This is a genomic window from Agromyces sp. SYSU T00194, assembly GCF_040496035.1.
Lineage (GTDB): Bacteria > Actinomycetota > Actinomycetes > Actinomycetales > Microbacteriaceae > Agromyces > Agromyces chitinivorans.
On sequence record NZ_JBEPJZ010000001.1, the window covers coordinates 718231 to 732320 of the forward strand.

At 73.6% G+C, this 14090-nt stretch carries 13 protein-coding genes; 11 read left to right on the forward strand and 2 right to left on the reverse strand.

Annotation, left to right across the window (positions count from 1 at the left end; genetic code table 11):
- Positions 1–169 precede the first annotated feature (169 nt).
- The 3 genes from ABZK10_RS03305 (at position 170) to ABZK10_RS03315 (ending at position 3530) form a co-directional block, all read left to right on the forward strand.
- Positions 170–1936 carry an ABC transporter ATP-binding protein gene (locus ABZK10_RS03305; protein ID WP_353807764.1) on the forward strand — a complete coding sequence of 589 codons (1767 nt, stop codon included), beginning with the start codon at positions 170–172 and terminating at the stop codon, positions 1934–1936.
- The gene (locus ABZK10_RS03310) at positions 1933–2880 is read left to right on the forward strand and encodes an energy-coupling factor transporter transmembrane component T family protein (protein ID WP_353807765.1); all 948 of its coding nucleotides are present in this window, start codon (positions 1933–1935) and stop codon (positions 2878–2880) included. Before ABZK10_RS03305 ends, ABZK10_RS03310 begins: the two co-directional genes overlap by 4 nt.
- Positions 2881–2945: 65 nt before the next feature.
- Positions 2946–3530 carry an ECF transporter S component gene (locus ABZK10_RS03315; protein WP_353807766.1) on the forward strand — a complete coding sequence of 195 codons (585 nt, stop codon included), beginning with the start codon at positions 2946–2948 and terminating at the stop codon, positions 3528–3530.
- Between the two features lie 88 nt (positions 3531–3618).
- Here the strand turns inward: ABZK10_RS03315 and ABZK10_RS03320 are convergent, their stop codons facing one another.
- Positions 3619–4572 carry an FKBP-type peptidyl-prolyl cis-trans isomerase gene (locus ABZK10_RS03320; protein ID WP_353807767.1) on the reverse strand — a complete coding sequence of 318 codons (954 nt, stop codon included), beginning with the start codon at positions 4570–4572 and terminating at the stop codon, positions 3619–3621.
- A 95-nt stretch (positions 4573–4667) separates the two neighbouring features.
- On the opposite strand from ABZK10_RS03320, the gene ABZK10_RS03325 reads away from it, so the two are divergent.
- On the forward strand, positions 4668–5489 hold the full coding sequence (locus ABZK10_RS03325) for a class I SAM-dependent methyltransferase (RefSeq protein ID WP_353807768.1): 822 nt from the start codon (positions 4668–4670) through the stop codon (positions 5487–5489).
- A gap of 3 nt (positions 5490–5492) precedes the next feature.
- Here the strand turns inward: ABZK10_RS03325 and ABZK10_RS03330 are convergent, their stop codons facing one another.
- The gene (locus ABZK10_RS03330; RefSeq protein WP_353807769.1) at positions 5493–6344 is read right to left on the reverse strand and encodes a sulfurtransferase; all 852 of its coding nucleotides are present in this window, start codon (positions 6342–6344) and stop codon (positions 5493–5495) included.
- A 167-nt stretch (positions 6345–6511) separates the two neighbouring features.
- Here ABZK10_RS03330 and ABZK10_RS03335 point away from each other — a divergent pair, with 167 nt between their 5' ends.
- From ABZK10_RS03335 to ABZK10_RS03365, 7 genes are all read left to right on the forward strand, one after another.
- Entirely contained in the window at positions 6512–9505 is a 2994-nt protein-coding gene (locus ABZK10_RS03335; protein ID WP_353807770.1) for a Na+/H+ antiporter subunit A, read from the forward strand.
- The gene (locus ABZK10_RS03340; RefSeq protein ID WP_353807771.1) at positions 9502–10020 is read left to right on the forward strand and encodes a sodium:proton antiporter; all 519 of its coding nucleotides are present in this window, start codon (positions 9502–9504) and stop codon (positions 10018–10020) included. Before ABZK10_RS03335 ends, ABZK10_RS03340 begins: the two co-directional genes overlap by 4 nt.
- A complete protein-coding gene (locus tag ABZK10_RS03345) occupies positions 10017–11597 on the forward strand; it encodes a Na+/H+ antiporter subunit D (protein WP_353807772.1) in 1581 nt (526 codons plus the stop codon). The genes ABZK10_RS03340 and ABZK10_RS03345 overlap by 4 nt, the downstream gene beginning before the upstream one ends.
- Positions 11594–12292, forward strand: a complete 699-nt coding sequence (locus ABZK10_RS03350; RefSeq protein ID WP_353807773.1) for a Na+/H+ antiporter subunit E — start codon at positions 11594–11596, stop codon at positions 12290–12292. The genes ABZK10_RS03345 and ABZK10_RS03350 overlap by 4 nt, the downstream gene beginning before the upstream one ends.
- Positions 12289–12564 carry an MrpF/PhaF family protein gene (locus tag ABZK10_RS03355; RefSeq protein ID WP_353807774.1) on the forward strand — a complete coding sequence of 92 codons (276 nt, stop codon included), beginning with the start codon at positions 12289–12291 and terminating at the stop codon, positions 12562–12564. Before ABZK10_RS03350 ends, ABZK10_RS03355 begins: the two co-directional genes overlap by 4 nt.
- Positions 12561–13013 (forward strand): monovalent cation/H(+) antiporter subunit G, encoded by a 453-nt coding sequence (mnhG, locus tag ABZK10_RS03360; protein WP_353807775.1) that lies wholly within the window; start codon positions 12561–12563, stop codon positions 13011–13013. The genes ABZK10_RS03355 and mnhG overlap by 4 nt, the downstream gene beginning before the upstream one ends.
- A 121-nt stretch (positions 13014–13134) precedes the next feature.
- The gene (locus tag ABZK10_RS03365; protein WP_353807776.1) at positions 13135–14088 is read left to right on the forward strand and encodes a DUF1214 domain-containing protein; all 954 of its coding nucleotides are present in this window, start codon (positions 13135–13137) and stop codon (positions 14086–14088) included.
- Positions 14089–14090 lie beyond the last annotated feature (2 nt).

The following is a 14090-nucleotide window of genomic DNA, read 5'->3' on the forward strand; positions in this document are numbered from 1 at the left end:
TGATTCCACGCGTAGCACTGGTACAACACTGCGTCGCGAACGTGCATTCCCGCTGTGCGGCATCCGTGCACCCGCTGAGTGCGCGGTCGGGGGCATCCACCGTTGGGTTCACCGCCGAGCGAGGTTAGGCTGTCCTAAGCTGCAACCCACTCCCCACCGACGCGAGCCCATGACACAGACGCCCCTGCTGCACCTCGACCGCGTGTCCATCCGGCACGACGGCGCCGCGCGTCCCACCCCGGAGCACGTCTCGTTCGACGTCTCGCCGGGCGAGGTCGTGCTGCTGCTGGGGCCGAGCGGATGCGGCAAGTCGACGCTCGCCCTCGCGCTCGACGGGCTCGTGCCGCACGCCGTGCCGGCGACCCTCGAGGGCACGGTGCGCGTGGCGGGGCTCGACACGGCGGAGCATCCGGTGGGCGAGCTCAGCGCGCACGTCGCGATGGTCTTCCAGGACCCCGACGCCCAGGTCGTGACCGGCACGCTGCTCGACGAGGTCTGCTTCGGTCCGGAGAACCAGCTGCTCCCCGCCGACGAGGTGCTCGCCCGCGGCGAGCGGGCGCTGCGTCGCGTGGGGCTCTGGGAGCGCCGCAGCGAGAACCCCGACCGGCTCTCCGGCGGCGGACGGCAGCGCCTCGCGATCGCCTGCGCGCTCGCGATGGCGAGCCCGGTGCTCGTGCTCGACGAGCCGACCGCGAACCTCGACCCGGCGGGCATCGACGAGGTGTACGCCGTGCTGCGCGAGCTCGCCCGCGACGACCGCCACGCGATCGTGCTCGTGGAGCACAACCTCGACCAGGCCATCGACCTGGTCGACCGGGTCGTGGTGCTCGACGGCGCGGGGCACGTCGTGGTCGACGGCCCGGCGCGCACGGTGCTCGCCGGACGCGCCCGGGAGCTGCTCGACCACGGCGTGTGGCTGCCGGTGTCGACCCTCGCCGCGCTGCGCCTCGTCGACGCGGGCGTGGCGATCGACCCGCTGCCGCTCACTCCGACCGAGCTGGCCGCGGCGCTGGACGCGGTGCCCGAGCTGCCCGCGCCGATGACGGATGCCGCGCCGGTGCGCGCCTCCGCACTCGACCCGCGCCCGCAGGTGCGCCTGCGCGCCGGCTCCCCGGGGCCGGCGATCCGCGCCCGCGGGCTCGACGTGCGTCGCGGCGGCAGGCGCGGCCCGGTGGTCGTGCGCGACGTGTCGCTCGACGTCGAACGCGGCGAGTTCCTCGCGATCGTCGGCACGAACGGCGCCGGCAAGACGTCGCTGCTGCAGGCGCTGGCGGGCGTCGTCGTGCCGCCGGCGGGCGCCGTCGACGTGCTCGGCCTCGACCCGGCGCGCACCGACGCGCGCACCCTCGCCCGCAGCATCGGCTTCGTGTTCCAGAACCCCGAGCACCAGTTCCTCGCCCACACGGTCGCAGACGAGCTCGACCACGGCCTGCGCGTGCAGGGCGTGCCAGAGGCGGAGCGGGCGCCTCGGGTCGACGAGATGCTCGCGCGGTTCGGCCTGTCGGACCTCCGCGACCAGCATCCGTTCCTGCTCTCCGGCGGGCAGAAGCGCCGCCTCTCGGTGGGCACCGCGCTCATCGCGGGCGCACCGGTGCTCGCGCTCGACGAGCCGACCTTCGGGCAGGACCGCGAGCGGGCGGCCGAGCTGCTCGGCATGCTCGCCGACCTGAACGCCGCCGGCACGACCGTGATCGTCGTCACCCACGACCTGCAGCTCGTCGCCGACTACGCCACCCGCGTCGCCGTCATGCGCGACGGCCGCGTGATCGGGCACGGACCGACGGGCGACGTGCTCGCGGGGCCCCTCATCGACGAGGCCGGCCTGCGGCACCCCCCGCTCGCTCGGGCGACGCGGGCGCTGACCCGACACCCGGAGTGGCACGGCGTGAGCCGCATCGCCCAGCTCCCGGTGGCGGTACCGGGGGCGACGCGATGAGCGCCACCGCCGCACCGGGCGCGGCCCCGGGCCACGACGACGGCCTCGGCACCGCGACCGCCGGCCGGCGCGGGCGCGGCGAGGGCGTGCGCCTCGACCCGTTCGCGCCGCCGCCGCCCGCACCCCCGTGGCGGTTCCTGCACCACCTGAACCCGCTCGCGAAGGTCGCCGCCCCGCTGCCCGTGATGCTGCTGCTGATCTTCACGCGCGGCATCGCCATTCCGCTCGCGTTCATCGCGCTCGTCGTGCTGCTGCTGCTCGTGGGCGCGCGCCTCGGCGGGCGCCTCGTCGCCGCGCTGCTCGTCGGCCTGCCCGTCGTGATCGCCCTCATGGGTGTGAGCTTCGGGCTCTGGGTGGACGCGTCGCGGGTGGACCAGGCCTCGCCCGCGGCATCCGTCGTGCTGCTCGAGATCGGCGACTGGCGGTTCACGCTCGCCGCCTACCTGGTCGGCCTCGCCACGGCGCTGCGCATCGCGGGCCTGCTCGCGCTCGCACTGCTCTCGGGCCTCACGACCACCGGGCCCGAGCTCGTGCGTGCGATGGTGCAGCAGCTGCGCGTGCCCTACCGCATCGGCTACACGGCGCTCGCGGCCTTCCGGTTCGTGCCGCGGTTCGGGCACGAGCTCGAGGTGATCCGGCAGGCCCATCGGGTGCGCGGCACGGATGCCGGCCGCGGGCCGGTCGCGGCCGTGCGCCGCACGGTCGGCTACGCCGTGCCCCTGCTGGCGAGCGCCATCCGCCACGCCGAGCGCGTCGCCCTTGCCATGGACGCCCGCGCCTTCGGCGCCCACGCGACCCGCACCGAGCGCCACCTCGTGCCGTGGCGCGCCCGCGACACCGTGTTCGTGCTCGCGTTCTGGGCGGTCGCCGTCGCCCTGTACTGGTGGGGCATCTCGTCGGGGCTCGGCACGCTCACGCCGAGCCGATCCGAGATCACCGCCTGAGGCGCACCGCCCGTCCGACCGCCGACCCCGTCCCCGTCCCCGACCCGATTCCCCCGAGGAGACCCATGCGCTTCACGACCCGACTGCTGATGACCTGCGCCGCGATCGGCGCCGCCGGCGGCCTGCTGCTCATCCCGGTGAACAACGCCGCCGCCGCGCTCGCGAAGGTGGTGCCGCTCGCGTACGCCGCCGGCGTCGGCCTCTACCTGCTGCCGTTCGTGATCGCGCTCGCGCTGCTGCGGCGCCCGGGCGTGGGCGTGCTCACCGCGCTCATCGCGGGACTCGTCAACGTGCCGTTCACGCCGTACGGGTTCTCGGCCGTGGTGACGTGCGTCATGATCGGCGTCGCGCTCGAGATCCCGTTCCTGCTCAGCCTGTACCGCTACTGGCGGCCGTGGGTCTTCTACGTCGGGGCGGGCGCGTTCGCCGCGCTCTACTCGACGGTGTCGCTGCGCAGCCTCGGCGTGATCGACTTCGCGCCGGCGGTGCAGGTCGTCTTCGTCGCCCTGCTCGTGGCGAGCGCCGTCGCCGGCACCTGGCTCGGGCGCCTCATCGCCGGCCGACTCGAGCGCACCGGCGTCGTGCGCGGACTCGCGCGGCCCGCGCCGCAGCGCACGCCGGTCGAGGCGTCCGTGGACGCCACCGCCTGACCCGGCCGGACTCGCCCACGCGACACCCCGACGCGAAGAGCCGCCCACCCCCTGCGGGATGGGCGGCTCTCGCGCATGTGCCGTCGGGTCAGCCCGCGGCGGCCGCGGTGTCCTCGATCTCGATGAGGAACACGAGGGTCTGGCCGGAGAGCTCCTGGCCCGCGCCCTCCTCGCCGTACGCGTAGCGCGGCGGGATCGAGACGATCAGCTGCGTGCCGACGGTCTGGCCGACGAGCGCCGCGCCGAAGCCCTCGATGACGCCCGCGGTGCTGAAGCTGATCGGGTCGCCGCCGTAGCTCTGGTCGAAGATCTCGCCCGTGTCCCAGCTGATGCCCTGGTACTGCACGGTGACGGTGTCGCCCCCGGCGACCTCCGCACCGTCGCCCTCCTCGAGCACGGCGACGAGCAGGTCGTCGGACGGGTCGGTGTCGGGCAGCGTGACGGTCGGCAGGCCGGCGTCGTCGAAGGTGACGTCGGGCACGTCCTCGGTCCAGTCCTGCGGCACGGCCGGCTCGATGCGGTCGACCAGGTCGGACACGATGACCACGGTCTCGCCGCCGGCGATGCCGATGTCGGCGTTGCCCTCGTCGCCGAACAGCTCGGCGGCCGGCGCGATGGTCACGGTGCGGGTGCCGACGGGCAGGCAGTCGATGCCGGCGAGGAACGCCGGGAAGATGGTCTCGTCGGCGACGGTGAGCGTGGCCTCCTGCGAGAACGCGAGGTCGCCGGTGGTGCCCGAGAACACGCTGATCTGCGCGGTCACGGCGTCCCCGGCCTCCGTGGCGTCGCCGTCGCCCTCCGTGACGACGGTGCGCTGCAGGTCGTCGGCCTCGAGCGGCACGTCGAACGTGGCGGTCGGCTCCACGCCGAAGTCGCCCGAGACCTCGACCGAGTCGCTCTCGGCGCCGGAGGCGACCTCGAGGCAGGCGCCCGCCTCGGTCGTGGCGTCGGGCTCGTCCGGGGTCGAGGCGCACCCGGCGAGCAGCAGGGCGGATGCGGAGAGCAGTGCGATGGGCGCGGCACGGCGCAGGGTGCGATGCATGGAGGTGCGTCTCGTTTCGTCGTGGGTGTGCGTCCAGTCTGGCCCTTCACGCTTTCAATTGCCTGAATCGGTGCGCCCGGGGTGAGAATGGGCGCATGGGGGAAGTGGCGACGACGCCCGCGTACGCCGATGCGTTCGCCGATGCGGCGGCCGACTTCGGGGTGCTCGGGGCACAGCTGTGGGAGCCGGTCTCGGCCGCGACGATCGCACGGTCGCGGCCGCAGCCGGGCGAGCGCGTGCTCGACGCGTGCTGCGGCGACGGGGCCTCCGCGATCCCGACCGCCGAGCTCGTCGGCGAGGAGGGCCGGGTCGACGCCGTCGATCGCATGCAGGCGATGATCGACCGGCTGCGCGAGCGCGCCGGGTCGGCGCTGCCGCAGCTGCACGCGCACGTGGGCGACGCGCTCGAGTGGTCCGAGGGCGACTACGACCTCGTGCAGTGCGTGCTCGGCGTGTTCTTCTTCGACGACCCGCGCGCCGGGGCGGAGCACCTGGTCGGGCTCGCGCGGCCGGGCGGGCGGGTCGCGTTCACGATCTGGGCGCCCGGCGCGATCGAGCCGCTCGCGGTCGCGCTCGTCGACGCGCTGCGCCCGCTGCGGCCGCAGCTCGACGACGTCGACCCGACCGAGGTCTCGCCCGTCATGCGCTCCGCGTCCAACCCCGGGGCCCTGGCGGTGTGGATGGGGGGCCTGGGCCTCGAGCAGGTGCGCGCGGACGCCGTGCCGCGCACCCTCGAGGTCACGCCCGAGCTCGCCTGGGGCCTCGCCCGCGGCACCGGCATGCGGGCGCTGTTCGGCGACCTCGGTCCCCGGAAGGTCGATGAGGTGCGCACCGCCTACCTCGACCTGCTCGCCGAGCGCGGGATCGACCGACTCGACGCCGGCACCCTCATCGGCGTGGGGCGTCGTCCCCGGTAGTCCTCAGGCCCGGTCGCCGGTGCCGTCGCGGGTCGCCACGGGCCGGCCGGGCGTGTTCGCCCACTGGCTCCATGAGCCGGGGTAGAGGGCGGCGTCGAACCCGGCGATCGCGAGCGCCGCGACCACGTGCGACGCGGTGACGCCCGAGCCGCAGTACGCCGCCACCGGGCGCCCGGGCTCGACCCCGAGCGCCGCATAGCGGTCGCGCAGCGCGGCGGCCGGCAGGAAGCGGCCGTCGGCGTCGAGGTTCCCGGCGGTGGGGGCGGATGCCGCGCCGGGAATGTGTCCCGCCAGCGGATCGACGGGCTCCACCTCACCGCGGTAGCGCTCGGCGGCTCGCGCGTCGAGGAGCACGCCGCCCCGGGGCATCCGCTCGGCCCCGTCGATGTCGACGACCGGCAGGTGACCGAACCGCGCGGTCGCGTCGCCCGGCACGGGTTCGGCCCAGCCGTGCTCCAGTGGCAGCCCGGCCCCGGTCCAGGCGGCGAGGCCGCCGTCGAGCAGGCGCACGTCCGCCACCCCCGCGTGCCGCAGCAGCCACCAGGCGCGCGCGGCGGACTGTCCGCCGAGGTCGTCGTAGGCCACCACCGCCGCACCCGGCCGGATGCCCCAGCGCCGCATCGACGCCGTGAACGCGTCCTCGTCCGGCAGCGGGTGGCGACCGTCGGCGGGCGCATGGTCGGCACGGGCGAGCTCGGTCTCGAGGTCGACGAACACCGCGCCGGGCACGTGGCCCGCGCGGTACGCCGGCCGGCCGTCGGGCTCGGCCAGGCTCCAGCGCACGTCGAGCACCACGGGCGGCGCGGCACCGGCGAGCGCGTCGGCGAGCGACTCGGGCGTGATCAGGACGTCCATGCCCCCATGCTCGCATCCGCGCCGACCCGTCGAGATCGCACGGGCACGCGAGGCCGCACGGGCCGTCGCGACCCCGACGGGCCGTAGCGCATGCGGCTGGCCGAATGCACCGACCCCGCTCCGAGCCCGCCCGGTAGGCTGGATGCCCGCGACCGGGGGGAGGCCAGATGCTCGTCAGCCTCGGGCTCTTCGCGCTCGTGTCGCTGCTGACGCCGTTCGCCACCCGCCTCCTCGGCCGTCGCGTCTTCCCCATCATCGCGATCCTGCCCGCCGCCGTCTTCGCCTGGCTCTGCACGCTCCTGCCCACGGTGGTCGGCGAGGGCGCTGCCGAGGTCGAGCAGCTGCGGTGGATCCCGCAGCTCGGCATCGAGCTCGGCTTCCGGCTCGACGCGCTCTCGATGCTGCTCGCGCTCGTGGTGACCGGCGTGGGCGCAATCGTGCTGCTCTACTGCACCTGGTACTTCCGCGACGACGAGCCGTCGCTCGGGCGGTTCGCCGCGCTCCTGCTGCTGTTCGCCGGCGTCATGTTCGGCCTCGTGACCGCCGACGACGTCTTCGCCCTGTTCATCTTCTGGGAGGCGACGAGCGTGCTCTCGTACCTCCTGATCGGCCACTACACGGGCCGCCGCGAGAGCCGCGGGGCGGCGCTGCAGGCGCTCACGGTCACGACGTTCGGCGGGCTGGTCATGCTCGTCGGCCTGGTGCTGCTCGCCGTCGCGGGCGAGACCACGTCGCTCGCGACGCTCGTCGAGACCCCCGTCACCGGCGCCGCCGCCGAATGGGGCGTCGCGCTGGTGCTGGTCGGCGCGATCTCGAAGAGCGCGCTGGTGCCGTTCCACTTCTGGCTCCCCGCCGCGATGGCGGCGCCGACGCCGGTGAGCGCCTACCTGCACGCGGCGGCCATGGTGAAGGCGGGCGTCTACCTCGTGGCGCGCCTGGCGCCCGCGTACGCCGACCTGTCGGTGTGGCATCCGCTCGTCGTCGGCATCGGCGTGCTCACCATGCTGGTCGGCGGCTGGCGCGCGCTGCGGCAGTACGACCTGAAGCTGCTGCTCGCGTACGGCACGGTCAGCCAGCTCGGCTTCATGATCGTGGTCGTCGGCTTCGGCACGCGCGACGCGGCGCTGGCGGGGGTCGCGCTGCTGCTCGCGCACGCGCTGTTCAAGTCGACGCTGTTCCTCGTCGTGGGCATCGTCGACCACGCGGCCGGAACCCGCGACTGGCGCGAGCTGTCGGGCGTGGGCAGGCGGATGCCCGTGCTCGCGACGTTCGCCGGGCTCGCGGCCGCGTCCATGGCCGGCGTGCCGCCGCTCGTCGGGTTCGTCGCGAAGGAGGGGGTGTTCGAGGCGTTCCTCGAGGGCGCCGCCGCGGGCGAGGCGTGGGCGTGGCTCGCGCTCGTCGGGGTGCTCGTCGGCTCGATCCTCACGGTCGCCTACACGGTGCGGTTCTTCTGGGGCGCGTTCTGGCGCCGACCCGGGAAGCCCGACACGCCCCTGCACGCGGAGGGCGCGGGCATCGTCGCCTCCCCCGTCGTGCTGGCGACCGCGAGCGTGGTCGCCGCGTTCGCGATCGGGTGGATCGAGCCGCTGCTCACGGGGTACGCCGACGAGCTGCCCGGGCCGCAGGAGTACCACCTCGCGATCTGGCACGGCTTCGGGCCGCCGCTGGCGATCTCGGCGCTGGTGTTCGGCGTCGGCGCCCTGCTGGTCTGGCTGCGACGCCCCGTCGCGCGGTTCCAGGCCGCGACCCCCGAATGGTTCGACGCGTCGCGCGAGTACCTGTCGATCGTGCGCGGCACCGATCGCTTCGCGGCGGGCGTCACCCTGTTCATCCAGCGCCGCGGGCTGCCCGGGTACGTCGGCGTCATCGTCATGGTGCTCGTGCTCGGCCTCGGCACCGGGATGCTGCTGAACGGCTCGTGGCCCGACCAGTGGCGCGCCTGGGACTTCCCCGCCCAGCCGTTCATCGCGGGCGTGATGGCGGTCGCCGCGATCGCCGCCGCGGTCGCGAGCCACCGGGTGACCGCGATCCTGCTCGTCGGCGTCACCGGGTACGGCCTCGTGATGCTCTTCGGCATGTCGGGGGCGCCCGACCTCGCGCTCACCCAGGCGCTCGTCGAGTCGCTCACCCTGGTGGCGTTCGTGCTCGTGCTGCGCCGGCTGCCGAAGCAGATCGCGCAGCACAACCCGCCCGTGCGGCGACGCTTCCGCGCGATCATCGGGGTGCTCGCGGGCGCGACCATGGGGGCGGTCGGCCTCATCGCGCTCGGCGCGCGCATCGAGCCGTCGATCTCGGGCGGCCTGCCCGAGCTCGCCCTCGAGGCGCACGGGAAGAACATCGTGAACGTCATGCTCGTCGACATCCGCGCGTGGGACACCCTCGGCGAGATCTCGGTGCTCGTCGCGGTCGCCACCGGCGTCGCGAGCCTCATCTTCGTCACCGGGCGCACGGGCGCCGCGCCCCGGCTGGACTCGTCGGCGGGCCGTCGCGAGCGCGTGCGGCCCGTCGTCGAGCCCGAGCATGCGGAGCCCGACCCCGACGGCCGGCCGACGAACCGCCAGGCCTGGCTGCTGGCCGGGCGCACGCTCGCACCGGGCAACCGCTCGATCCTCATCGAGGTGCTCGTGCGGCTGCTCTTCCACCCGGCGATCGTCGTGTCGGTGTACCTGCTGTTCGCGGGCCACAACGCCCCCGGCGGCGGCTTCGCCGGCGGGCTGCTCGCGGGCCTCGCGCTCGTCGCGCGCTACCTCGCCGCGGGCCGCTACGAGCTCGGCGAGGCCGTGCCGGTCGACGCGGGCAAGCTGCTCGGATTCGGCCTGCTGCTCGCGGCCGGCACGGCGACCGCGCCCCTGCTGTTCGGCTCGACCGTGTTCGAGTCGACCTGGTTCGAGTGGCACGTGCCCGTGCTCGGCGAGATCTCCTTCGGCACCTCGACGTTGTTCGACATCGGCGTCTACCTCGTGGTGGTGGCGCTCGTGCTCGACATCCTGCGCTCGCTCGGCGCGGAGGTCGACCGCCATCGCGAGGAGGGCATGGACTCCGCCGCCGGGCCCACCGAGCCGGAGACGGGCCCCGTCGCCGTGGGCTCGACCACCACGATCGACGACGAGGAGGGTGCCCCGATGGGCGCACCCGCCACCCGCGGGGAGGACGGCCGATGACCGCATCCCTCACCCTCGTCGTGCTCGTCGCCGTCATGTTCGGCGCCGGCATCTACGTGATGCTCGAGCGCAGCCTCACGCGCGTGCTCATCGGGTTCCTCCTCGTCGGCAACGCCGTGAACCTGCTGATGTACCTGATGAGCGGCGCACCGGGCCTCGCGCCGGTGCTCGACGACGGCGTCGACCCCGAGGCGATCAGCGACCCGCTGCCGCAGGTGTTCATGCTCACCGCGATCGTCATCAACCTCGGCATCACGGCGTTCATGCTCGCCCTCATCTACCGGTCGTGGTGGCTGGCGCAGCTCGGCGACCGCGGCGACCTGGTCGACGACGAGCAGGACGAGGTCGCCTCGAGCGAGGGCGCCGCCGACGTGGCGCGCAGCTCACTGCTCGACGACACCGCGATCATGCGGATCCTCGACGAGAGCGACGAGGAGTTCGAGGAGCGTCGCGCCCGGGCATCCGACCGCTCGCCCTCCGGCCGCCGCTCCGACCGGGGAGGTGACGACCGATGACCGCCCTCGTGCCCCTCGTCGTGCTGCTGCCGCTGCTCGGCGCGGCCGCGACCCTCGTGCTCGGCCGGCGCCGGCGACTGCAGCTCTGGCTGAGCGTCTCCGTGCTCGCCGCCGTCGCGATCATCGCGACCGTGCTGCTGGTGGCGGTCGACCGCACCCGCGGACTCGTCGTGTACATCGGCGACTGGGACGCGCCCTTCGGCATCACCCTCGTCGTCGACCGGCTCTCGGCGATCATGCTCATCATCTCGGCGCTCATGCTGCTCGGCGTGCTCGTCTACTCCGTCGGGCAGGGCGTCGCCGACCGGCACCGCGAGACGCCGGTCTCGATCTTCTACCCGACGTACCTGATCCTCGCGGCGGGCATCTGCAACGCGTTCATCGCGGGCGACCTGTTCAACCTCTACGTGGGCTTCGAGATCCTGCTGTCGGCGAGCTACGTGCTGCTGACGCTGGGCGGCACCGGCGAGCGCATCCGCGCGGGCGTGACCTACATCGTGGTGAGCCTCGTCTCGTCGCTGTTCTTCCTCAGCGCGATCGCGCTGATCTACGGCGCGACCGGCACCGCGAACCTCGCCCAGCTGTCGGTGCGCATCGCCGACCTGCCGCAGGACATCCAGCTGCTGCTGCACCTCGCGCTGATCATCGCGTTCGGCATCAAGGCCGCGGTCTTCCCGCTCTCGTTCTGGCTGCCCGACTCGTACCCGACCGCGCCCGCACCGGTCACCGCCGTGTTCGCTGGCCTGCTCACGAAGGTCGGCGTCTACGCGCTCATCCGCTCGGAGATGACGATCTTCGCCGAGAACGACCTGACGACGATGTACCTCGTGCTCGGCGGGCTGACGATGCTCGTCGGCATCCTCGGCGCACTCGCCCAGGCCGACATCAAGCGGCTGCTGTCGTTCACGCTCGTCTCCCACATCGGCTACATGCTCATGGGCATCGGCCTCGCGACCGAGCTCGGCATCGCCGCGACCATCTACTACGTGGTGCACCACATCACGGTGCAGACCGCGCTGTTCCTCACGACCGGGCTCATCGAGCGGGTCGGCGGGGCGACCTCGGTCAGCCGGCTCGCCGGCCTGCTCGCGGCATCGCCGTTCGTGGCGATCCTGTTCTTCATCCCTGCGCTGAACCTCGGCGGCATCCCGCCGTTCTCCGGCTTCATCGGCAAGGTCGGCCTGTTCCTCGCGGGCGGGGAGCTGGCGGCGGATGCATCCGGGCCGGCGCCCTGGCTCATCTGGACCGTGATCGGCGCCGGGGCGCTCACCTCCCTGCTGACGCTGTACGCGCTCTCCCGGTTCTGGAACCTCGGGTTCTGGCGCGGGCGCGACGAGCTCGAGGGCTACGAGTCGTTCCTCGTCGAGTCGATGCAGGAGGCGCCCGAGGGGGCGACCGTCACCGAGACGCGCACCGCGCCGACCCTGATGCTCGCCGCGACCGTCGGCCTCGTGCTCGTGACGCTGCTGCTCACGGTGCTCGCCGGCCCCCTGTTCGAGCTCACCGGCCGCGCCGCCGCGAACCTGCTCGACCCATCGATCTACGTGAACCTGGTCTTCCCCGGGGGCATCCGATGAGCCCCTCGCGCGACATCTCGCCCTGGCGCTCGCTCTGGCGCCAGCTGCCGCTGCTGGTGCTGCTGATCGCCCTGTGGCTGTTCCTCTGGGACGAGGTGACGGTCATGTCGGTCGTGACCGGCGTCGTGCTGGCCGTGCTCGTGACCCGCGTGCTCTACCTGCCGCCCGTGCTGCTGTCGGGCCGGTTCAACCCGTGGCGCGGGCTGCTGCTCGGCCTGCGCATGATCGTCGACGTCGTCACCGCGTCGATCGAGGTCGCCTTCGCGGCGGTGAACCCGCGCTACCGGCCCGTGAACGCGATCATCGCGGTGCAGCTGCACACGCACTCCGACCTGGTGATGACGCTCACCGCGGAGGCCATCACGGTCGTGCCGGGCACCGTCGTCGTCGACGTCGACCGGGAACGGGCCGTGCTCTACCTGCATGCGCTCGGCACCCGCACCGAGGTCGACGTCGAGCGCACCCGCCGCCACGTGCTCGGCACCGAGGAGCGCATCGTGCTCGCCGTCGGCACGCACGAGGAGGCCGAGTCGGTGCGTGCGGAGCGACGGGCGAGGCGGATGCAGCGGGGCGGCGGCGCCCACGGCGGCGCGCCCGACGGGCTCACCGGGCTGTCGAGCGACGCGGTGTCGCGGTCGGACCTCGCCCGGCGCGACGGCGAGCACCACCCGGACCCGGGGGAGGAGGACCGATGAGCATCCTGACCCTGGCGGTGATCGTCCTCGCCGCCGTCATGTTCGGCATCGGCGCGATCTGCGCGGTGTGGCGGATCATCCGCGGGCCGTCGATCCTCGACCGTGCCCTCGCCGCCGACGTGCTGCTGGCGATCTCGATGTGCGCGCTCGGCGCCGAGATGGCCGTGAACCGCCACACCGACACGCTCGTGGTGCTGCTCGTGCTGGCGATGTTCGCCGTGCTCGGGTCGATCGCCATCGCGCGGTTCATGGCGAAGGAGGACGACTCGTGACCGCCGCATCCGCCGCATTCGCCGCCCTGCTCCTGCCCGCCGAGGCGATGCCGCTGCTGCCCGAGGACTTCTCGGTGCGCGATGCCATCGTCGGCGCGCTGATCGTGCTCGGCGCCTTCCTCTCCCTCGCTGCGGGCGTCGGCATCGTGCGGTTCCCCGACGTGCTCTCGCGGCTGCACGCCGGCACGAAGCCGCAGGTGCTCGGCCTCGTCGCGGTGCTCACGGCGATCCTGCTCGAGGTGCCGAGCTGGGGCGTGCTCACGACGATCGTGCTGATCCTCACGTTCCAGCTGCTGACCCAGCCGATGACGGCCCACATGCTCGGCCGCGCCGCCTACCGCACCGACCACGTGCGGCGCGACCTGCTCATCGACGACGAGCTGGCCGAGGACATCGCGCGGCGCGAGCGCGAGCGGGAACGTGCCGGCGACGACCGCGGCGACGCCTGACGCCTGCCACCTGCCGCCTGGCCGCCCTGTCGCCTGCCCGCGAGGGGCCCAACGGCCCACTGACAGCCACTCCGCCCGGGAGTACCGTGAGGGGCATCCACGCTCCGAGGGGGGAGACGCGATGGGCACCCATGTCAACGTCGACAACTTCGCGGTCGCCGAGACCGCGCGCATGTTCCACGACCTGCAGCGCGACGCCGGTGGCGTCAACCGGCTGCTGCACCATCGGGAGCCCGCGCCGATCGACCAGCAGACCGTGATCCGGATGAATCGCGACACGCTCTACAGCTTCGCGATCGTCGACGTCTCGGCCGGTGCGACGCTGACGCTCCCCGACGCGGGCGGTCGCTACGTCTCGGCGATGGTCGTGAACGAGGGGCACTACATCCCGGTCGTGTTCCACGGCGCGGGTTCGCACCACATCGACGCCGAGGTCGCCGGCTCGCCGCACTGCTTCGTCGCGCTGCGGATCCTGGTCGACCCGAACGACCCCGACGACGTCGCCGCGGTCGCGGCGCTGCAGGACGGGGTCGCGCTCGAGGCGGCATCCGACGCGCCCTTCCCCGACCCGGACTTCGACACCGCGTCGCTCGATGCGACGCGGAACGCGCTGCTGCAGCTCGCGGCCGGCATCGGCGGGTTCGAGCGCACGTTCGGCCGCCCCGACGAGGTCGACCCCGTGCGGCACCTCATCGGCACCGCGGCCGGATGGGGCGGGCTGCCGTCGACGGAGGCGTCGTACGTCGGCGTCACGCCCGATGAGGGCACCGGCACGTTCGCCCTGCGCATGGCCGACGTGCCGGTCGACGCGTTCTGGTCGATCTCGGTGTACGACGCGAAGGGGTTCTTCGAGCCGAACGCGAGCGGCCGGTACACGGTGAACAGCGTCACCGGCGTGCCCGACGACGACGGCGCGATCACGGTGCACTTCGTGCCCGACGACGCGGTGCGCGACCTGCCGAACGCGATCCCGACGCCCGAGGGGTGGAACTTCATCGTGCGCCTGTACCAGCCGCGTCCGGAGTACTTCGCGGGCGCCTGGACCGTGCCCGACCTGACGCCCGTGCTGCGCTGATT

Bases quoted from the DNA above. Each gene is read 5' to 3' on its own strand.
- ABZK10_RS03305 (WP_353807764.1), top strand. From the start codon at position 170: ATGACACAGACGCCCCTGCTGCACCTCGACCGCGTGTCCATCCGGCAC.
- ABZK10_RS03310 (WP_353807765.1), top strand. From the start codon at position 1,933: ATGAGCGCCACCGCCGCACCGGGCGCGGCCCCGGGCCACGACGACGGC.
- ABZK10_RS03315 (WP_353807766.1), top strand. From the start codon at position 2,946: ATGCGCTTCACGACCCGACTGCTGATGACCTGCGCCGCGATCGGCGCC.
- ABZK10_RS03320 (WP_353807767.1), bottom strand. From the start codon at position 4,572: ATGCATCGCACCCTGCGCCGTGCCGCGCCCATCGCACTGCTCTCCGCA.
- ABZK10_RS03325 (WP_353807768.1), top strand. From the start codon at position 4,668: ATGGGGGAAGTGGCGACGACGCCCGCGTACGCCGATGCGTTCGCCGAT.
- ABZK10_RS03330 (WP_353807769.1), bottom strand. From the start codon at position 6,344: ATGGACGTCCTGATCACGCCCGAGTCGCTCGCCGACGCGCTCGCCGGT.
- ABZK10_RS03335 (WP_353807770.1), top strand. From the start codon at position 6,512: ATGCTCGTCAGCCTCGGGCTCTTCGCGCTCGTGTCGCTGCTGACGCCG.
- ABZK10_RS03340 (WP_353807771.1), top strand. From the start codon at position 9,502: ATGACCGCATCCCTCACCCTCGTCGTGCTCGTCGCCGTCATGTTCGGC.
- ABZK10_RS03345 (WP_353807772.1), top strand. From the start codon at position 10,017: ATGACCGCCCTCGTGCCCCTCGTCGTGCTGCTGCCGCTGCTCGGCGCG.
- ABZK10_RS03350 (WP_353807773.1), top strand. From the start codon at position 11,594: ATGAGCCCCTCGCGCGACATCTCGCCCTGGCGCTCGCTCTGGCGCCAG.
- ABZK10_RS03355 (WP_353807774.1), top strand. From the start codon at position 12,289: ATGAGCATCCTGACCCTGGCGGTGATCGTCCTCGCCGCCGTCATGTTC.
- ABZK10_RS03365 (WP_353807776.1), top strand. From the start codon at position 13,135: ATGGGCACCCATGTCAACGTCGACAACTTCGCGGTCGCCGAGACCGCG.